The following is a 19,468-nucleotide window of genomic DNA, read 5'->3' on the forward strand; positions in this document are numbered from 1 at the left end:
CGCTGCAAGGGCCACGCGACGTGGTTACGGCAGGGGATGGTCCGGTTCCGGGGCGTCGAACCGAGTGCGCGAGGACTCGATGTGACCGAGGTGCCGCTGGGTCCAGGCACACATCCCGTCGACCGTGGCCCGCAGCCCCTTGCCCGGCTCGGTGAGGGTGTATTCGACGCGTGGCGGCACGGTCGGATGCACCTTCCTCGCCACCAGGCCGTTGCGTTCCAGCATGCGCAGGTTCTGGGTGAGCATCTTGTGGCTGACGCCCTCGACCTCCTTGCGCAACTCGTTGAAACGGAGGGTGCGTTCGCCGAGGGCCTCGATGATCAGGAGCGCCCACTTGTTGGCCACGTCCGAGAAGATCTCGCGGGCCAGGGAGTCCGCGCGCCTGAGGTCCGCCACTTCCTCCGGCGAGCCGCTGAACTGCTTGGTCACTATCAGGTTCTCCAGTCACCAAAAAGTGCGTTCTTCCGTGTCAGAGTCCACTCTCCTATGGTTCCCCAGTAACCACAAGAGAGCACGGAAGGCAGAGCAACATGCCCATCACCCTGGTCAACCCGAGCGGACTGCCGAAGATCGACGCCTACCGGCAGGTGTCGGTCGGGACCGGTTCGAAGCTGGTCTTCCTGGCCGGGCAGGTCGCATGGGACGCGGACGGCGCCACGGTCGGCGAAGGCGACCTCGCCGCGCAGGTCGAGCAGTGCTACGTCAATGTCGGCATCGCCCTGGCCGAGGTGGGTGCCTCCTTCGACGACGTCGCGAAAATGACCGTGTACGTCGTCGACTGGACGCCCGACAAGATGCCGCTGTTCCTGGAGGGCGCCGGGCGGGCGTTCGCGAGGCTGGGCGTCACGCCGGTCCCGCCCGCCACGCTGCTGGGCGTCGCGGCCCTGCACACCCCCGAGCACCTGGTCGAGATCGAGGCCACCGCGATCCTCGACTGAACGCCGTCGTCACACTCGCCAGTTGCCGGAGTACTGGATGTGCAGACGGGCGGGCACCTGGCGCCGCGACTGGGCGTGCGGCCGGCGGCCGGTGCCGAGTTCGACGCAGAAGTGCCCGGCGTTCGGGTGGCGGTGCGGATACGACGGGGCCTCGTCGACCAGGCCGCGCAGCGCGGTGCCGTGTTCACGGAACGCGCGGGAACTGCCCACGACGAAGAGGGTGTGCGCGGCGATGTCGAAGGCGAGGTGGTCGCGGTACTCGCGGTGGTGGCGCCTGTCGTGGTCGATGGCCGCCTCGTCGGGGAAGTCCTGGTCCGGGGTGGTCGCGGTGTGGGGCTTGCCGGCACCGAGGCCGGCTCGGATCCGCTTCCACGACGCGGTCGGAAACTGCAGGCTGTGGTGGACCAGGACCAGGTCCAGCGAGACCGGAGCGCCGTCGCCGACGACGCCCTCGGGGGCGGGGTAGGCCCGGATCGGCAGGTACACCAGCGATCTGGCGGACCGGGTGGCCAGCGCCCACAGGGCGACGAGCCGGGCCGCGCCGTCCCGGTCGGCGTACATCGACAGCCAGTGCCGGTCGTCGCGCAGCGCCAGCCGTCCGGGGGCCGGGTCCGCCCGGATCACCCGGAACTCGTCGCCACCCAGCCGGACGTGGTGTATCCGTACCCGAGTGCTCATTCCCCCACGCTCCTGAACCGGTGGAGTTCCGGCGTACGCATATCCCCCGCGCTTTCTCGATGAAGGCCGGGGATTTCCCCCGGCGTGAGCGCCTGAGCCCGGATGGTGCCATACCGCAGGGACGAAAAACGGCGGCGCGCCCGACCGGGAAGGTCGGACGCGCCGTCCTCTAGGCACGATGCTCAGCCGCTACCGGCCCCAGCTGCCGTGGCGGTCTCCACCGTGGTGGCGGTCACCACCGTGGCGCCAGTCGCCGCCGTGGTGGCGGTTTCCGTCGTGGTGGTGGCGGCGGTGGCCCCACGACTCCTCGTCGACGAGGCGGTCGCGGTCGTTGCGCAGGGTGGCGGTGTCGGAGCGGTTGTCCCACACCTCCCGGTGGCGGTCCTGGAACAGGTCGGTTCGGGTGTCGTGGCCCTCACCGGTGTGGATCCGGACGGTGCCGCGGGGGGCCAGGCGGTAGTGGCCGAAGGTGTAGGTGTCGCCGTCCTCGTTCGACAGCTCCCACCCGTCCAGGTTGATCGCGTGGCGGGTGGTGTTGGTCAGCTCCACCCACTCCTTGTTCAGGGAGTGGTTGGAGCGGTCGTCACGGCCCGGCGCGTCGTACTGCACGGCGCTGATCTCCACCTTCGGCCGGTCGAAGCGCGGGTGGCCGGCGGCGGACGCCGGGAACGCCACGGCCCCGATCACGGCAGCGGCCGCGAGCGAGGCGGCGGCCAGGCTACGGGCGGAAACAACGGAAGCGGACACAAGGTCTCCTTGCTTTGTGCGGGTCGCGACCACATCGGCCGCAGAACCCACACTTGACCACCACACGCGTCCCCGAGTGCCCGATTGGCGCCTGACGTTACGAATCATCCATATTTCGGTGACAGTCGGATTCTCTGTCCATCTATGTACTGAACGCACTGAGTCGTTGTCACATCTACCCTCCCGGCCCTCCCGCGGATCGCGCCTCACCCGAAAGTGGGTCACAACGAAAGAAGCCGGTGAGGGCACCCCGTCCCCACGGAGCCCTCACCGGCGGTCTTTCAGAAGCGGTACGTCAGGTGCGTACCAGCTCCTTGTCCTCGTCCCGGGGCGTGGTCCCGGTCCGCGCGCGCAGCCCCTCGCCCTCGACGTCCACGTTGGGCAGGGCGCGGTCCAGCCACTTCGGCAGCCACCAGGCCTTCTTGCCGAGCAGGGCCAGAACCGCCGGGACGATCGCCATGCGGACGACGAACGCGTCGAAGAAGACGGCGATCGCGAGGCCGAAGCCGATCATCTTGATCATCGACTCGCTGGAGCCGATGAAGCCGGAGAAGACGGCGATCATGATGACCGCGGCGGCGGCGACGACCCGGGCGCTGTACTTGAAGCCGGTCACCACGGCCTGGCTCGGGCTCTCGCCGTGGACGTACGCCTCGCGCATGCGGGTCACGAGGAACACCTCGTAGTCCATCGCCAGACCGAAGACCACACCGACCAAGAAGATCGGCATCATCGACATGATGGGGCCGGTCTCCTCGACGCCGAGGAGGCTCGCCAGCCAGCCCCACTGGAAGACCGCGACGACGGCGCCGAGCGCGGCCAGCACGCTGAGCAGGAAGCCGAGGGCCGCCTTCAGGGGCACGAGGATCGAGCGGAAGACGACGATCAGGAGCAGGAAGGCGAGGCCGACCACCAGGGCCAGGTACGGGACCAGGGCGTCGGTGAGCTTCTGCGAGAAGTCGATGTTCATCGCGGTGGTGCCGGTGACCAGCACCTTCGCGTCCGTGTCGGCCGTCACGCCGGCGCCGACGCCCCGGATGGTGTGCACGAGGTCCTCGGTCTGTTTCGAGGACGGCTTGGAGTCCGGGATCACCGTGATCATCGCGGTGTCGCCGGCCTTGTTGAAGGTCGCGGGGGTGACGCTCACGACGCCCTCGAGGTCCTTGACCTCGTCGGTCACCGCGGTGGCCGCGGACTGGGGGTCCGCGCTGTCCTTGGCGTCGACCACGAGCATGAGGGGGCCGTTGAAGCCGGGGCCGAAGCCCTCGGACAGCAGGTCGTACGCCCGGCGCTGGGTGGTGGACGTCGGCTGGGAGCCGTCGTCGGGCAGGCCCAGTTCCATTTGGGTGGCCGGGAGGGCGATCGCGCCCAGGCCGAGCACGCCGAACAGCAGGACGGCCACCGGGCGGCGGATCACGAAGCTCGCCCAGCGGGCGCCCATGTTGGGCCTGGCCGCAGCCGGTTCCTCGGCCTTGCGGCGGCCGAGCAGCCTGCCCTTCTCACCGGCCGGACGGACCATGCGGCCCGCGTGGCCGAGCAGTGCCGGGACCATGGTGAGGGCGATGAGGACCGAGATGACGACGGTACCCGCCGCCGCGAGACCCATCTTGGTCAGCATCGGCACGCCGACGACCGAGAGACCGGCCAGGGCGATGACCACGGTGAGGCCGGCGAAGACCACCGCAGAGCCCGCGGTGCCGGTGGCCCGGCCGACCGCCTCCTCGCGATCCCTGCCCTCGGCCAGTTCGGTCCGGTAGCGGGAGACGATGAACAGCGCGTAGTCGATGCCGACCGCGAGGCCGATCATCAGGGCGAGGGTGGAGGTGGTGTCGCCGAGGTCGAGCGCGCTGGCGAGGGAGGTGATGGTGGCGACGCCGATGCCGACCCCGATGATCGCCGTCAGCAGCGGCAGTCCGGCCGCGACGAGCGAGCCGAGGGTGACGACGAGGACGACCGCGGCGAGGGCGAGGCCGATGATCTCGCCGGTGGCCTCCTGCTCGGCCTGGGCCTGCAGGGCGTCACCGCCCATCTCGACCGTCAGGCCGCTGTCCTCGGCCTTGTCCGCCGTCGCTTCCAGGGCCTCCTTGGAGGAGTCCTTCAACTCGACCGCCGAGACCTCGTACTTGACCGAGGTGTAGGCGACCGTGCCGTCCTTGCTCACGGCGTTGGTCGTGTACGGGTCGCTGACGGAGACGACCTCGGAGCCGTCGCCGAGTTCCTTGACGGTCTTCTCGACGGCCGCCTTGTTGGCGGCGTCGGTCATCTTCTCGCCGTCGGGCGCCTTGAAGACGACACGTGCGGTGGCGCCGTCGGCGCTGGCTCCGGGGAAGCGCTGCTCCAGCAGGTCGAAGGCCTTCTGTGCCTCCACGCCGGGAATGGAGAAGGAGGATGAGCCGGCGGCCGGCGCGGAGGCCGCGCCGACGCCCGCGATGGTCAGCAGGGCTATCCAGATCAGGGCGACGAAGTGCCGTCGCCGGAAGGCGAGCCGGCCGAGTTTGTAGAGGAACGTGGCCACGGAGGCGTACTCCCGGTCAGGTCGTGTGATGGTCAGGGCAGGGGTGATCAGCCCGGCGGGGAGGCAGGGGTGATCGGCCCGACGACGTGAGCGGTGACGTCAGGTGGAGGTGGCGACCGCGGGGACGGTCAGGAGGTGGTGGTGGGTGCGCCGAGGGCGGGGAGGACCACGGCGTCGATGTAGGCAAGGAGGAACGCCTGTGTCGGCGGCTGCTCGTCGAGCATGTTGCGGGCGGCGAACGCGCCGATCATCATGTGCGGCACGAACGCGATCGCCGGGTTGTCCGCACGGATCTCGCCCCGGTCGATCGCCCGCCGCAGCACATGGCGGAACTCCGCCATCTCCGGCTCGACGAGATACTCCTTGAACGCCTTCAGCAGGTCAGGGTTGGCATGCACCGCCATGGCCAGACCCCGCATCAGCGCGGAGTTCTGCTCCATCTCGCAGTCGTCCGAGCGCAGGGTGAGGGCGTGGAGATCCCCTCGCAGCGACCCGGTGTCGATGTCGCCGATGGAGACGGGCTTGTCGTGCCGGACCGCCTTCGCGACCAGTTCGGCCTTGCCGCCCCACTGCCGGTAGAGCGTCGCCTTGCTGGAGCGGGTGCGAGCGGCGACGGCGTCCATGGTGAGGGCGTCGTAGCCGACTTCGCGGAGCAGATCGAGCACGGCCCGGTACAGCTCGGCCTCGCGCTCAGGGGTGATCCGACTGCGACGCGCCGTCGACATCTCAGTCATTCCGCTCACCTTCCCACTCCGAACGACACGGTTTCGTTTGCGTACAGAACGAATGTAGCGCAGGCAGTCTCGAAACGAAACTGTTTCGTACGTGTGCTGGATCACGCCGCCCCGAATGTCATAAGTTGCTCCGCTCCATCCCACGGGCGAAGCATGGGGAGGTGAGCTATCTGCGCCTGCCCCATCTCAGCGGTGACCTCCTGTGCTTCGTCGCCGAGGACGACCTCTGGCTGACCCCCCTCGACACCCCGGGCCGCGCCTGGCGGCTCACCGTCGACCGCGCCAAGGCCGGACACCCCCGCTTCTCCCCCGACAGGCTGCACATCGCGTACACGAGCTGGCGAAATCTCGTCCCCGAGATCCACCTGGTGCCGGTGGACGGCGGGCCCGGGCGGCGGCTGACCTACTGGGGCAGCCCGGACACCCAGGTGTGCGGCTGGACCCCGCCCGACGGGGACAACGGCGGCGACATCCTCGCCGTCGCCTCCCACGGCGAGCCCTTCTCCTACTTCACCTGGGCCTACAAGGTGTCCACGGACGGTTCGCCCGGCCGCAAGCTGCCCTGGGGCCCGGTCACCGACATCCAGGTCGCCGACATCGACGGCGAGCGCAGAACGCTGCTGCTCACGGGCACCCCGCCGCACGAACCCGCCGCCTGGAAGCGTTACCGCGGCGGCGCCATGGGCCGGCTCTGGCTGCACGGGCGGCGACTGCTCGAAGGCCTCGACGGCCACCTCGCCTCTCCCCTCTTCGCCGGCGGCCGTATCGCCTTCCTCTCCGACCACGAGGGCGTCGGCAACCTCTACTCCTGCGCCTACGACGGCTCCGACCTGCGCCGGCACACCGACCACGACGCCTTCTACGCCCGCCATGCCGCCACCGACGGCAGCCGGGTGGTGTACGAGTGCGCCGGGGACCTGTGGATCGTCGACGACCTGGCCGCGGACTCCGAGCCGCGCCGCGTCGACGTACGGATGGGCGGGCCCAGGGCGGGGCGGCGGCCGTACCAGATCCCGGCGGCCCAGCACGTGGACGGCCTCTCCGTCGACGAGACCGGGCGGGCCAGTGCCGTCGTCGTCCGCGGAAGCCTGTACTGGCTGACGCACCGGGACGGGCCAGCCCGCGCGATCACCGACACGCCCGGCGTGCGGGTGCGGCTGCCGGAGATGCTCGGCTCGGGCGGACAGGTCGCGTACGTCACCGACGCGGACGGCGCGGACGCCGTCGAGATCGCCTACCTCCCGCGCGCGAGCGGCGACCGCGAGCCCCGGCGGCTGGCCTCCGGGGAGCTCGGACGGGTCCTGGAGATGGTGTCGGACCCGGACGGCGAGCGGCTCGCCATCGCCTCCAACGACGGACGGCTGCTGCTCCTGGACGCCACGGAAGACTCGAACGGCGAGGTCACCGAACTGATCTCGTCCGTCAACGGGCCCGTCCGCGACCTGGCCTTCTCACCGGACGGGGGCTGGCTGACGTGGTCGCATCCGGGGATCGGGCGGACGCTGCGGCAGATCAAGATGGCCCGGATCCCCGGTGGCGGGCCAGGGGACGGGCTGATCATCGACGTCACCAACGGGCGGTTCGAGGACGAGAACCCGGTGTTCACGCGGGACGGACGGTATCTGGCCTTCCTGTCCTGGCGGGGCTTCGACCCGGTCTACGACGTCCACACCGGGGACCTCTCCTTCCCGCTCGGCTGCCGCCCGTACCTCGTACCCCTCTCCTCCGCGACCCCGTCCCCCTTCGCGCTGAACCCGGAGGGCCGCCCGGCCGCGGGGGGCCTGGACCCGGTGGACGAGGACGAGGGCGGCGGCGACGGGACGGTGACCGTCGAGGTGGAGGGGCTGGAGAACCGGGTCACCCCCTTCCCGGTCACCGCCTCCAAGTACTCGGCGCTGTGCGCGGTCGCGGGCGGCGGTCTGGTCTGGCTGCGCTGGCCGATCTCGGGCGCGCTCGGCGAGACCTTCGCCAATCCGGACGACATGAGCGGGCGTCCGACGCTGGAGTACTTCACCATCAGCAAGGCGAAGAAGTCCGAACTCGTCGCCGACCTCGACTGGTTCGGGGTCAGCGGGGACGGGACGCGGCTGGTCGTGGTCGACGAGGGCGATCTGCGGGCGGTGCCGTCGAGCGAGTCCGGCGACCTCGACACGACGGTCTGGATCGACCTGCGGCGCATCATGCACGAGGTGGACCCGGGCGCCGAGTGGAGTCAGGCGTACGAGGAGGCGGGCCGGCTGATCCGCGCCTACTTCTGGGATCCGGGGATGTGCGGGATCGACTGGGACGCGGTGCTGGCGCAGTACCGGCCACTGGTCGAACGGGTCGCGTCGCCGGACGAGTTCGCGGATCTGCTGCGCGAGGTGCTGGGCGAACTGGGCACCTCGCACGCGTACGTCACCGCCGCCCGCCGCAACGAGGGGCCGCCGCACTACCAGCGCCGGCAGGGTCTGCTGGGCGCCAACTTCGTACGGCGTGACGGCGGCTGGACGGTGAAGCGCATCCTGCCCGGCGAGTCCTCGGACTCCAAGGCTCGCTCGCCGCTCGCGGGCACCGGGATCCGCGAGGGCGCCGTCCTCACCCACGTCGACGGCCGCCCCGTGGACCCGGTGGCGGGGCCGTATCCGCTGCTGGCGGGGGCGGGCGGTACGACGGTGGAGCTCACGTTCACTCCGGCGGAGGGCGAGGCGGGGCGCGCACGGCGCGTGGCGGTAGTACCGCTCATCGACGAGCGCCCCCTGCGCTACCAGGACTGGGTGGCCAAACGGCGCGAGGTGGTCCGGGAGTTGAGCGGCGGCCGGTGCGGCTATCTGCACATCCCCGACATGGGAGGTTCCGGCTGGGCGCAGTTCAACCGCGACCTGCGCATGGAGGTGTCCCGGCCCGCGCTGATCGTGGACGTGCGCGGCAACGCGGGCGGTCACATCAGCGAACTGGTCGTCGAGAAGCTGACCCGCACGATCCTCGGCTGGGACCTCACCCGGGACGCCCAGCCGGTGTCGTACGCCTCCAACGCGCCCCGCGGGCCGGTGGTGGCGCTCGCCGACGAGGCGACCTCCTCCGACGGCGACATGATCACGGCCGCCTTCAAACTGCTGGAGCTGGGTCCCGTGGTCGGACAGCGCACCTGGGGCGGCGTCGTCGGCATGACGGGGCGTCACCAGCTCGGCGACGGCACGATCATCACCGTACCGATGAACGCGGCCTGGTTCGACGCCTACGGCTGGTCGATCGAGAACCGCGGCGTCCTCCCCGACGTGGAGGTCCTGCGCACCCCGCTGGACTGGGCGGAGGGCCGACACGCCCAGTTGGCCGACGCCGTCCACCTGGCCCTGGACCTCCTCGACACCAGCCCTCCGGCATCCCCACCGGACCACAGCGGCGTACCGGACCGTTCCCGGCCCGCACTGCCTCCGCGCGGGTAGGGCCTTCAAGGGGTGCGGGGAAGACGGCCCCCGTCATCCGTCCGGCCAGGTGCCGGCCTTGTGCCTGCGCTGCCGCATCGGCAGCACTCCGCCATGTACCGGCGTTCGTACTGCTCGTCGGTGGCGTAGGGACGGGTCGTGCGTCGGTCAGGATGCGGGCCTCGCGGGGGCGGAGCTTCGCGACGCTCGCCGGCTCTTCACCCCACTTGCTTGCGGGATCGACCAGATAGCGGAAGTTCGGACGAGGATCGAGCCCTCTCGCTGACGCGCTACCGGGGTGGAACGGTGTCGTAGTCGTGCCGGGCCTGCTCGACCTTGTCCAGGTTGCCGGCAGCCCATTCGGCGAGGTGCGCGAAGAGTGGGGCCAGGCTGCGGCCCAGCTCGCTGATCTCGTACTCGACCCGTGGGGGGACCTCGGGGTGGTACGTACGCACGACCATGCCGTCGCGTTCCAGCTGACGCAGCCGCTGGGTCAGCACCTTTGGTGTGATCGTGCCGATCCGTCGTTCCAGCTCGACGAACCGTTGCCGACCGTGCGTGTGGAGAGTCCACAGGATCGGCGTGGTCCACCGGCTGAACACGATGTCCACGACCGCACTGGTCGGACAGGCGAGTTCCGGTTCGCTCGCAGCGGTCGCCACCCAGTCGGCGTCGCCGGCCATACACATCCCCTCGGGATAGTCACTTTCCTGTAGGTACCTACTATATCGACGGTGTTAGCGTCCCCGTGTCGCCCGGAGAGCAGCTCTCCACAGCGGCCCCGCCCGCTCGGGCGGCGACAACCATGCTGAATCGACACGGGAGTTGTTCATGTTCGTAGTGACGGGGGCGACCGGTAACGTCGGCCGATCGCTCGTGCAGGCCCTCGCGGCAGCCGGTGCGCAGGTGACCGCGACATCCCGGGGTATCTCGGACGCGGACGTGCCGGAGAACGTCCAGTACACGCAGGCGGACCTGATCGATCCTGAGAGCCTTCGGCCCGTTTTCGACGGGGCCGACGCGCTGTTCCTGCAAAGCGGCGGCCCCAGCGCCCACCAGCTGAGCCCACAGGACATCCTCGACGTCGCCAAGGCCGGCGGCATCGGGCGGGTCGTCCTGCTGTCCTCCCAAGGAGTCGCGACCCGACCGCATTCGGCCTCTCACGGGGACCTGGGACGAGCCATCGAGGACGCCGTCCAGCAATCAGGCATGGACTGGACGATCCTGCGGCCCGGAGGCTTCAACTCCAACGCGTACGCCTGGGCCGAGTCGGTCCGCGCCCGAAGGACCGCCGCCGCGCCGTTCGCCGACATCGGCCTGCCGACCATCGACCCGGACGACATCGCCGAGGTCGCCGCCACCGTCCTGCGGGAGGACGGCCACGCCGGACAGATATACGAGCTGACCGGCCCCGCCCTCAGCACGCCCCGCCAGCGGGCCGAGGCGATTGCCGACGCACTCGGCGAACCCGTCCGGTTCATCGAGCAGACCCGCGACGAGGCCCACGCGCAGATGCTGCGGTTCATGCCCGAGCCCGTGGTCGAGACCACGCTGACCATCCTGGGTGAGCCCACCCCCGCCGAGCAGCGCATCAGCCCCGACGTCGAGCGGCTCCTCGGCCGCGCGCCCCGCACCTTCGCCGACTGGGCCCAGCGCCACATCACCGCCTTCCGATAGGCCCTGCGTCCTCGTCGTCCGATGGAGGCTGTCTCGCCTCGCTCCGCCAGTTCTCCGCCCTCGGCAGTGGGACAACTGCTCAGGCCACCGGGCGTATTCGATCGCCGGTCTTCTTCCGGAGTGCGGCTTCCAGCCGGTCGCGGGCCTCGGTCTGGGCGGCAATCCGTTGTCTGAGGACCGCCAGCCGTTCCAGCGCGACCCGCAGGCCCTTGTCCGTGGGCGGTGCGGCAGCCACATCGCCGTCCAGGCATGGCAGGAACACGCGCACGTCATCCAGGGTGAGCCCCGCGGCCAGCAGGTAGCGGATGTTGCGGACCCGCACCACGGCTCGCTCGTCGTAGATGCGGTAGCCGTTGGGGGCCCGTTCCGAGGAGATCAGTCCGGCCTGCTCGTAGTGCCGTGGCATGGCAGGCTGAACCTCGATCATCTCCGGCGTCAGCGTGCCGAGGGCGCCGCTGCGCACTATGCCGGCGTTGTTGACCAGCACGTCCAGTCGGCCGTGTGTGTTCAGCACGGCCTGGATGATCCGGTCGGGCTCGGCCTCGGCGGTGATGTCCGCGACCAGCGGCGTGATCCGGTCGTGCCCGGCAGCGGTCTCCTAGAGCGGCTCGGCCCGCCGCCCGATCGCGACCACGTGGGCACCATCGGCGGCGAAGGCGCGGGCGCTGGCCCGGCCGATCCCTGTGCCTGCTCCGGTGACGGCGACGACCCTGCTGCTCTGCGATGCGGTGCTGTCCATGCCGGTCATCGTGCAGCCCTGCCGCCGGCGGCAAGGTCAAGCAGCCATGGCAGCGTTTACCACCTGAGCCTGAGCAGATCGGGCCGGTGACGGGGCGCGAACGCGGCGAGCGGACACAGCGGACATATCCAGGGCCGGGCCGGACACGGGGGTTCCCGCCGGTGCGTGCGGGCCGTTGAGCGGGCCGGCGCACGCGGCGACGAACATCGCGCCTGACGGTGGGCGCTGCGGGCAAGGGAGACGAACGCAGGGTGCCCTCCAGGAGAAGGGCACCCCACATCAGCGGAGGCCGACGTCAGACGTCGTAGTCCTGGTCGAGCCGGTCCTCTTCCTCGCGCCGCATCCGCTCCGTCTGCTCGTCGGTCTCACGGCCGCGGCCACGCTGCTGGGTCTGCTCCTTGGCCTGCCCGGCCTTCTGCTTGGCCTGGTGCTGCCGCTGCTGGGACTGGTCCTGCATCTTGTCCTTCATACCCATGTGGGTTCACTCCTGTAGGAGATGAGGGGGGTTGGGGCCCCGTGGTGGGGCCTCGACCAGATTCACACGGGAGGACATCCAGCGCATTTCGATCAACTACGCTGCGTAGCGCGTGCCTCTTCGTCGGCCGCCCCGCCCGCTCCCACCAACCCCGTCCGCATGCCCTGCAACCTGGGCGCGAACCGTTGCATCTCACGCCGGCCCACGGTGCCGATGATCCCCGGCAGACAGCCACGCACACCCTGCATGCCCCGCAGCCACCACTGTCCGTACACATGGGACGAGCGCCGCTCGATGCCGGCGACGATCCGGTCGACGGCCGGCCCGAGCGGATACGTCTTGTTCGACGGCCACGGCAGCCGCTGCCGCAACTCCCGCATCACCTCGTCCTGGTCGGCTCCGCGCACCATGTCGGTGTCGGTCCAGGACAGGTAGCCCACACCGACGCGCACGCCCCGGTGTCCGACCTCGGCGCGCAGGCTGTGCGCGTACGCCTCCACGCCCGACTTGGACGCGCAGTACGCGGTCATCATGGGGGCGGGGGTGATGGCGGCGAGGGAGGCGATCTGGAGCAGATACCCCCGGCTCTCCATCAGCACCGGCAGGAAGGCGCGGGCCGTGACCGCCGACCCGATGAGGTTGACCTCGATGACCCGGCGCCAGGCGTCGGGGTCGGAGTCGACGAAGGGTCCGCCGGTGGCCACACCGGCGTTGGCCACCACGATGTCCACCTTGCCGAAGCGCTCCTTCACCTCCGCCGCGACCCGGGTCATCGCCTCGTGGTCGGTGACGTCGGCGTACCAGTGGCCGCTGTCGCCGTGCAGCCGGCCGGAGACCTGCTTGAGCACGTCCGGCTCCAGGCCGACCAGCGCGACCTTCGCGCCGCGCGCGGACAGCTTGCGGGCGAGCAGCTCACCGACGCCCCGCGCGGCGCCCGTGACGACGGCGACCCGTCCCTCGAGGCCGACCTTGCTCATGCGCCCTCCTTCAACTGCGTGTAGGTGCTGACGAGTTCGCGGATTCTGCCGGTGACCGGCCCGGGTGCCTCGACCGGTGTCATATGGCCGAGGCCGGGCAGTTCGGTGACGCCCAGGGAGTGGGGCAGGGCCGCGGCCAGCCGGTGGGCGTGCACCGGCGGGGTCAGGCGGTCGGCCGTCCCGACGAGCACCGCCGTCGGGACGCTCAACTCCCGTACGGCGTGGTCGAGGTCGAGCAGGCTCAGGACGTGCGACCAGGCGTACCGCACCCGGCGCGGGCAGGCGTGCACGATCCGTGCGCAGGTCTCCACCAGGTGCGGGGCCGAACCGGCGCCCATGGTGGCGTACTTGAGGATCCGCTTCGCGACCGGCGTGACCGGTCCGAGGGGTGCCCTCGACCCGAGGACGTGCCGGGTCAGCCAGTTCCGCAACCGGCCGGGCCGCAGGGGTACCACGGTGGATTCGGCGACCAGCCGCGAGGCACCCGTGCTGCACAGCAGGACGGCGGCGGCGTGCTCCCGCATCCGGGGGCGCGCGGCGGCGGCCAGCACCGTCATGCCGCCCATCGAGTGCCCGGCGATCACGGCCTTCTCGCCGGGCGCGAGGGTGGCCTCCAGCACGGCTTCCAGATCGTCGGCGAGGGCGTCCGTACTGCACGTCGGGCTGGGGGGTGTGCGGCCGTGACCGCGCTGGTCGTAGGCGATGACGCGGTGGTCGGCGGCGAGGTCGCGGATCTGGGCCGCCCAGAAGGCGGTGGAGCAGGTCCAGCCGTGCGCGAGGACGACGGCGGGGGCGGTCTCGGGGCCGTGCACCTCGACGTGCAGGGGGCTTCCGTCGGCGGAGACGGCGGTCAGTTCACGGTAGGAGCTCATGCCGTCACCTCGTCCTTCCTGGGGTCCGTCGTACGGGCGGGCACGCGCAGGATCTCGTACTCCGCGAGGTCCACCCGTCGGGTCGCGCGCCGGAACGCGCTCGTCGTCCCCGGCCAGATGGTGGTGTTGCGGCCGCTCGCGTCGAGGTACCAGCTGGTGCATCCTCCCGTGTTCCACACCGTGCGCTTCATACGGTCCTGCACGCGCCGGTTCCAGGCACGCACGGCGCTCGGGCGGGCGTCGAGGGCGGCGCGGCCGCCGAGGACGTCCAGCTGGCGGAGGTAGTCGGCCATGTAGTTCAGCTGGGACTCGATCACCAGGATCATGGAGGAGTTCCCGAGCCCCGTGTTGGGTCCGATGATCGTCATCCAGTTGGGGAAGCCGTGCGCCGAGGCGCCGCGCAGGGCCTCCATCCCGTCCTTCCAGCTCTCCGCGAGGGTCCGCCCGTCGGCACCCACCACGCGCTCGGCGATCGGCATGTCGGTGACGTGGAAACCCGTACCGAAGACGATCACGTCGGCCTCGGCCTCGCTGCCGTCGGCGGCGACCAGCGTGGAGCCACGGATCTCGCTCAGCCCGCCGGTGACGACGTCCACGTTCGGCTGGGCGAGCGCCGGATAGTAGGTGCTGGACAGCAGGATCCGCTTGCAGCCGATGCGGTAGTCGGGGGTGAGCTTGGCGCGCAGGGCCGGGTCCTTGATGGCCCGGGCCATGTTGCGCCGGGCGAGCTGCTCGACGAAGCCGAGTTCGTTCGGGTGCTTGGTGAACGCCTGGACCTGGAGTTCGCGGATTCCCCAGAGCAGTCCGCGGCGCAGCTGGGTGGTGAAGGGGAGAGAGCGGTGCAGCGCGCGCTCGGCGCCGCTGATGGCCCGGTCGACGCGGGGCATGACCCATGGCGGGGTGCGCTGGAAGAGGGTCAGCCGCGAGACGCTCGGCTGGATGGCGGGCACGATCTGGATCGCGGAGGCGCCCGTGCCGACCATGGCGACCCGCTTGCCGGTGAGGTCGTGGTCGTGGTCCCAGCGGGCCGAGTGGAAGACCTTGCCGGGGAAGGTGTCGAGTCCGGGGACCTCCGGGATCTTCGGGTCGGACAGCGGGCCGGTCGCGGAGACGACGACATCAGCGAAGTACCGCCCGCCGCCGGTCTCGATGTCCCACCGCAGTTCCTGCGCGTCCCAGGTCATCCGCAGGACCTCGGAGCCGAGGCGGAGATGGGACCGGAGACCGAACACGTCCGTGACACGCTCCAGATAGGCGCGGATGTGTTCCTGCCCGGAGAAGGTGCGCGGCCAGTCGGGGTTCGGCGCGAAGGAGAAGGAGTACAGGTGGGAGGGCACGTCACAGGCGCACCCCGGGTAGCTGTTGTCCCGCCAGGTGCCGCCGACGCTGCCGGCGCGCTCCAGGACGACGAAGTCGGTGATCCCCTCCCGGCGCAGCCGCACGGCGGCCCCCAGTCCGCCGAACCCGGACCCGATCACCGCCACCCGTACGTGTTCGGTCATGTGCCGACACCTCCTGCCGCGCGAGTCTGCGCGACCCTGCTCGACTCTGCCAGTGAACACTGGCGCAGTCGGACTGTAGAGCAGCTCCGTACTGAGCGGTAGGGGCCGGGAACGGGACGTTTCACATCAGCGGCTGCCGCCACGGGCACCCCTTGGTTCGACATAGGCTTCCGTCGTGGCGGACAAGCGCGAATACCGGACGGAGGAGCTGGCCAGCAAGGCCGGCATCACAGTGCGCACCCTGCGCTTCTACCGCGAGCGCAAGCTGCTCGCGCCACCCCGCCGCGAGGGCCGTATCGCCTGGTACGACGACCATCACCTGGCCCGCCTGCGCACCATCGCGGCGCTGCTGGAACGCGGCCACACCCTGACCGGCATCGCCGAGCTGGCGGACGCCCTCGACCAGGGCCAGGGCGTCGCCGAGCTGATCGGCGTCGGCGGCCCCACCGAGGAGGAGCCGATCCGCCTCACCCCCGAGGAACTCGCCGCCCGCTTCGAGGGCCAGGTCACCACCGAGAACCTCGCCGCCGCCCTCGACCTCGGCTACCTCGCCACCGACGGCGACGAGATCGTCCACATCAGCCGCCGTCTGCTGGACGTCTCCGCCGCCCTGGTCCGCGAGGGCATCCCGCTCGCCGAGGTCCTGGCGGCGGGCGCCCGCGTCCGCGAACACGCCGACGCCCTCGCCGAACTCTTCACCGACCTCGTCCTGCGCCACGCCACCGAGGAGGACCTGCCCCGCCTGCGACCGCTGGCCAGAAGCGTGGTGGAGGCGGAACTCTCCCTGGCGCTGGACCGGCGGTTGCGGCCGGATCACGGTCAGAGGTCGTAGACCACCGTCACCGGCGCGTGGTCCGACCAGCGCTCGGCGTGCGTCGCGGCCCGCTCCACGAGCCCCTTGACCGCCTTGGCCGCCAGACCGGGCGTCGAGACGTGCAGGTCGATCCGCCATCCCGAGTCGTTGTCGAACGCCCGCCCACGGTACGACCACCAGGTGTATGGCCCCTCCAGATCCGGGTGCAGGGCACGTACGACATCCACGTACCCTCCGGCCCCGGGGCTCAGGACCTGGGTGAGCCAGTCCCGCTCCTCCGGAAGGAAGCCGGAGTTCTTGGTGTTGGAGCGCCAGTTCTTCAAGTCGGCCTGTTGGTGGGCGATGTTCCAGTCGCCGCAGACCAGGACCTCGCGGCCGTCGGCGGCGGCGCGTTCGCGCAGGTCCTTGAGGTGCGCGAGGAATTCGGCCATGAAGCGGACCTTCTCGTCCTGGCGTTCGGTGCCGACCTCGCCGGAGGGGAGGTAGAGGGAGGCGACCGTCACACCGGGCAGGTCGGCCTCGACGTAGCGGCCGCTGCCGTCGAACTCGGTCGAGCCGAAGCCGATCCGGACGGCGTCGGGTTCGCGGCGGGTGTAGAGGGAGACGCCCGCGCGGCCCTTCGCGGCGGCGGGGACGTGCGTGACGTGCCAGCCCTCGGGCGCGCGGACCGGCTCGGGCAGCTGCTCCGGCTCGGCGCGCACCTCCTGCAGGCACAGCACATCGGCGGAGGTGTCCGCGAGCCACTCCACGAAGCCCTTCTTCGCGGCGGCACGCAGCCCGTTCACGTTCACGGAGGTCACAGTCAGCACCCGCGCACGATACCTGCACACTGGACGTCGTCCAGAAAAGAGGTTTTCTCGCTAAAATGCATAGAAGTACTGTGAGCAGCATGAAGATACGCCGCGTGTCCTTCGACCACCCCGATGCCGTCAAGCTCAACGACGAGGTCCAGGCGGAGTACCACGAGCGCTACGGCGACGGCGGTGACTCCACGGTCATGGAGGCGTCCGAGTTCGAGCCGCCCCGCGGGGTCTACTTCATCGCGTACGACGAGGGCGACCGGCCCGTGGCCACCGGCGGCTGGCGCAGCCAGGACGCGAACGGCGAGGGCAACGAGGACGGCGACGCCGAGCTGAAGCGGATGTTCGTGGTCCGGGAGATGCGCGGGCGCGGGCTGGCTCGGCGGATCCTCACCGCGCTCGAGGAGGACGCCCGGGCGGCCGGGCGGCTGCGGATGGTCCTGGAGACCGGCACCAAGCAGCCGGAGGCCATCGCCCTGTACACCTCCAGCGGGTACGAGCCGTGCACCAAGTTCGGCTATTACCGCGAGTTCGAGGACAGCCGGTGCTTCGCCAAGCCGCTCGTCCCCTGAGCCGGTTCAGCTTCTGAGGTACGCCAGCACCGCCAGGACCCGCCGGTGGGTGTCGTCGGCCGGCGGCAGGTCTAGTTTCGTGAGGATGCTGCCTATGTGCTTGCCGACGGCCGCCTCCGAGACCACGAGCGTTCTGGCTATCGCGCCGTTGGACTTCCCCTCGGCCACCAGCGCCAGCACCTCCCGCTCGCGTGCGGTCAGCCGGGCCAGCGGGTCGCGGCGGCGGCGCAGCAGTTGTCGTACGACTTCCGGATCGACGACCGTGCCGCCGGCCGCGACCTCGTGCAGGGCTTCCACGAACTCCTCGACCTGGCCGACGCGGTCCTTCAGGAGGTAGCCGACGGCGGTGCCGTCGCCGGAGTCGAGGAGCTCGGCGGCGTAGGCCCGCTGGACGTACTGACTGAGGACGAGGACGGGCAGACCGGGCCGCTCGGCGCGCAGCCGGACCGCCGCGTGCAGGCCCTCGTCCTGGAAGGCGGGGGGCATGCGGACATCGGTGACGACCACGTCGGGCGCGTGGTCCGCGACCGCGCCGAGGAGCGCCTGTGCGTCGCCGACCGCCGCGACGACCTCGTGGCCGAAGCGGGTGAGCAGGGCCGTCAGGCCGTCGCGGAGCAGGACGCTGTCCTCGGCGAGGACTATGCGCAGGCCGTTTCGCTCTGTCGGCTCGGCTTGTCCGGGGCGCTCGGCTCGCAAGGGATCTCCACACGCAGCAGGGTCGGCCCGCCCGGCGGGCTGGTCACGGAAAGTCTTCCATCCAGCACTGACACCCGGTCGGCGAGACCGGTGAGGCCGGTGCCGCGCGCGCCGTCGGCGCCGCCGCGGCCGTCGTCGGTCACCTCCAGGACCAGCCGCCGTCCGTCCCGGAACTCCTCGAACTCCGCCCGTACGCGCGCGCGTGCCGCCCCGCTGTGCCGGGCCACGTTGGCGAGCGCCTCGCGGACCACGAAGTAGGCGGCGGCCTCCACCGCCTGCGGCAGCCGGACCGCCGGCAGCGCGAACTCCACGTCCACGGGGACCGGCGAGCGGTCGGCGGCGTCGGCGACGGCCGCCTCCAGGCCGTAGTCGGCGAGCACCTTGGGGTGGATGCCGTGGATCAGCTCGCGCAGTTCCGCGAGGGCCGCGCCCGCCTCCTCGTGGGCGCGCGTGAGCTGTGCGGCGAGCGGACCGCCGGGCGGGGCGTCGAGCCGGGCCAGGCCCAGGGTGATGGTGAGGGCGACCAGCCGCTGCTGGGCGCCGTCGTGCAGATCGCGCTCGATCCGGCGCCGCTCCGCCTCGAACGCGTCGACCAGTCGCGCGCGGGAACGGGTGAGTTCGACGACCCTGGTCTGCGCGTCGCCGTCGGGCGGGGCGACCAGACGGCGGGTCAGGGCAGCGCGCGCCCCGGCTGCCGCGCCGAGGGCGTACGCTCCCGCGGCCAGCAGCAGTACCCCGAGCGCGGCGGCACCGCACGCCATGGGCTGACCGGTGACCGTCCACACCTTCAGCACCTTCACCTCCCGCCCGCCACCCACCGTCGCCAGCAGCAGCGGGGTCGCGATCATCACCAGGGGCGAGACCAGGGCCAAGGTCAGCAGGAGCGCCTCCGCCGGCCAGAGGAGGCAGGCGGTCAGGAGGGTGTGGCCGAGCTCGCGCCAGGTGGCGCGCTCCCGCAGCCGGGTGATGAGCCAGGCGCGCACGCCGGGCGTGCGCGGCTCGATGTGCGCGCTGGGCACCCGCCCTCCATCGACCAGGCGGAGCCTTCGCCGCTCGAAAGCGGCGAAGGGCAGCCCGGCGAACACCGTGACCGCGACGAGCGGCAGCCCCACGAGAACGACCGCCAGGACCCCGCCGGTGGTCACCCACACCCCCAGCCCCACCAGGACGAAGGCTCCGGTGACCGCCCCCGTCAGCAGATAGGCGGCGGCGCGCCAAGGCCACGGTGAAAGCAGGTAGCCCGGGCGGGAGAGGGCCTGCCACACGTTCCGGGGGCGTCGGGGATCCATGCCGATCACCGTAGGAGGGGGAACGCGGGCGGACCATCC

General features: G+C 71.0%; 18 protein-coding genes and 1 pseudogene. 5 read left to right on the top strand and 14 right to left on the bottom strand.

Annotation, left to right across the window (positions count from 1 at the left end; translation table 11 throughout):
• Nucleotides 1–24: 24 nt before the first annotated feature.
• Complete coding sequence (locus tag ACIBVL_RS22530; protein WP_399099495.1) at nt 25–432, bottom strand: winged helix-turn-helix transcriptional regulator; 408 nt, start codon at nt 430–432, stop codon at nt 25–27.
• 98 nt (nt 433–530) lie between these two features.
• Between ACIBVL_RS22530 and ACIBVL_RS22535 the strand changes: the two genes are divergently transcribed.
• A complete protein-coding gene (locus ACIBVL_RS22535; protein WP_399099048.1) occupies nt 531–938 on the top strand; it encodes a RidA family protein in 408 nt (135 codons plus the stop codon).
• Nucleotides 939–947: 9 nt separating this feature from the next.
• On the opposite strand, the gene ACIBVL_RS22540 is transcribed toward ACIBVL_RS22535, so the two are convergent.
• The 4 genes from ACIBVL_RS22540 to ACIBVL_RS22555 all read right to left on the bottom strand — a co-directional run bounded on the left by ACIBVL_RS22540 (nt 948) and on the right by ACIBVL_RS22555 (nt 5,612).
• Nucleotides 948–1,616 carry a hypothetical protein gene (locus ACIBVL_RS22540; protein WP_399099049.1) on the bottom strand — a complete coding sequence of 223 codons (669 nt, stop codon included), beginning with the start codon at nt 1,614–1,616 and terminating at the stop codon, nt 948–950.
• 189 nt (nt 1,617–1,805) lie between these two features.
• Nucleotides 1,806–2,363, bottom strand: coding sequence for a lamin tail domain-containing protein (locus tag ACIBVL_RS22545; RefSeq protein WP_399099050.1), 558 nt, complete (start codon nt 2,361–2,363; stop codon nt 1,806–1,808).
• Between the two features lie 295 nt (nt 2,364–2,658).
• Nucleotides 2,659–4,878, bottom strand: a complete 2,220-nt coding sequence (locus ACIBVL_RS22550; protein ID WP_399099051.1) for an MMPL family transporter — start codon at nt 4,876–4,878, stop codon at nt 2,659–2,661.
• Between the two features lie 128 nt (nt 4,879–5,006).
• Nucleotides 5,007–5,612 (bottom strand): TetR/AcrR family transcriptional regulator, encoded by a 606-nt coding sequence (locus ACIBVL_RS22555; RefSeq protein WP_399099052.1) that lies wholly within the window; start codon nt 5,610–5,612, stop codon nt 5,007–5,009.
• 161 nt (nt 5,613–5,773) lie between these two features.
• Here ACIBVL_RS22555 and ACIBVL_RS22560 point away from each other — a divergent pair, with 161 nt between their 5' ends.
• Nucleotides 5,774–9,037, top strand: coding sequence for a S41 family peptidase (locus ACIBVL_RS22560; protein WP_399099053.1), 3,264 nt, complete (start codon nt 5,774–5,776; stop codon nt 9,035–9,037).
• Between the two features lie 269 nt (nt 9,038–9,306).
• Here ACIBVL_RS22560 and ACIBVL_RS22565 read toward each other — a convergent pair whose 3' ends face one another.
• Entirely contained in the window at nt 9,307–9,705 is a 399-nt protein-coding gene (locus ACIBVL_RS22565; RefSeq protein WP_399099054.1) for a winged helix-turn-helix transcriptional regulator, read from the bottom strand.
• Between the two features lie 142 nt (nt 9,706–9,847).
• Here ACIBVL_RS22565 and ACIBVL_RS22570 point away from each other — a divergent pair, with 142 nt between their 5' ends.
• On the top strand, nt 9,848–10,693 hold the full coding sequence (locus ACIBVL_RS22570) for an NAD(P)H-binding protein (RefSeq protein WP_399099055.1): 846 nt from the start codon (nt 9,848–9,850) through the stop codon (nt 10,691–10,693).
• A 79-nt stretch (nt 10,694–10,772) separates the two neighbouring features.
• Here ACIBVL_RS22570 and ACIBVL_RS22575 read toward each other — a convergent pair.
• The 5 genes and pseudogenes from ACIBVL_RS22575 to ACIBVL_RS22595 form a co-directional block, all read right to left on the bottom strand.
• Nucleotides 10,773–11,441 (bottom strand): annotated as a pseudogene (locus tag ACIBVL_RS22575) (SDR family NAD(P)-dependent oxidoreductase).
• Nucleotides 11,442–11,727: 286 nt separating this feature from the next.
• Complete coding sequence (locus ACIBVL_RS22580) at nt 11,728–11,907, bottom strand: hypothetical protein (protein ID WP_399099057.1); 180 nt, start codon at nt 11,905–11,907, stop codon at nt 11,728–11,730.
• 92 nt (nt 11,908–11,999) lie between these two features.
• Entirely contained in the window at nt 12,000–12,884 is an 885-nt protein-coding gene (locus ACIBVL_RS22585) for an SDR family oxidoreductase (RefSeq protein WP_399099058.1), read from the bottom strand.
• Nucleotides 12,881–13,756, bottom strand: a complete 876-nt coding sequence (locus tag ACIBVL_RS22590; protein WP_399099059.1) for an alpha/beta fold hydrolase — start codon at nt 13,754–13,756, stop codon at nt 12,881–12,883. The genes ACIBVL_RS22585 and ACIBVL_RS22590 overlap by 4 nt, the downstream gene beginning before the upstream one ends.
• Nucleotides 13,753–15,258 (bottom strand): flavin-containing monooxygenase, encoded by a 1,506-nt coding sequence (locus ACIBVL_RS22595; RefSeq protein ID WP_399099060.1) that lies wholly within the window; start codon nt 15,256–15,258, stop codon nt 13,753–13,755. Before ACIBVL_RS22595 ends, ACIBVL_RS22590 begins: the two co-directional genes overlap by 4 nt.
• A 175-nt stretch (nt 15,259–15,433) precedes the next feature.
• Between ACIBVL_RS22595 and ACIBVL_RS22600 the strand changes: the two genes are divergently transcribed.
• Entirely contained in the window at nt 15,434–16,090 is a 657-nt protein-coding gene (locus ACIBVL_RS22600; RefSeq protein ID WP_399099061.1) for a MerR family transcriptional regulator, read from the top strand.
• Here ACIBVL_RS22600 and ACIBVL_RS22605 read toward each other — a convergent pair.
• Nucleotides 16,078–16,881 (bottom strand): exodeoxyribonuclease III, encoded by an 804-nt coding sequence (locus ACIBVL_RS22605; protein ID WP_399099062.1) that lies wholly within the window; start codon nt 16,879–16,881, stop codon nt 16,078–16,080. The two genes, ACIBVL_RS22600 and ACIBVL_RS22605, sit on opposite strands and share 13 nt — an antisense overlap.
• Before the next feature lie 80 nt (nt 16,882–16,961).
• On the opposite strand from ACIBVL_RS22605, the gene ACIBVL_RS22610 reads away from it, so the two are divergent.
• Nucleotides 16,962–17,444, top strand: a complete 483-nt coding sequence (locus tag ACIBVL_RS22610; protein ID WP_399099063.1) for a GNAT family N-acetyltransferase — start codon at nt 16,962–16,964, stop codon at nt 17,442–17,444.
• Between the two features lie 6 nt (nt 17,445–17,450).
• Here the strand turns inward: ACIBVL_RS22610 and ACIBVL_RS22615 are convergent, their stop codons facing one another.
• Together ACIBVL_RS22615 and ACIBVL_RS22620 are read right to left on the bottom strand one after the other, a co-directional pair.
• Entirely contained in the window at nt 17,451–18,140 is a 690-nt protein-coding gene (locus ACIBVL_RS22615) for a response regulator (protein WP_399099064.1), read from the bottom strand.
• Complete coding sequence (locus tag ACIBVL_RS22620) at nt 18,083–19,429, bottom strand: sensor histidine kinase (RefSeq protein WP_399099065.1); 1,347 nt, start codon at nt 19,427–19,429, stop codon at nt 18,083–18,085. The genes ACIBVL_RS22615 and ACIBVL_RS22620 overlap by 58 nt, the downstream gene beginning before the upstream one ends.
• Between the last annotated feature and the right edge of the window lie 39 nt (nt 19,430–19,468).

This window comes from Streptomyces sp. NPDC049687 (assembly GCF_044465285.1).
GTDB lineage: Bacteria > Actinomycetota > Actinomycetes > Streptomycetales > Streptomycetaceae > Streptomyces.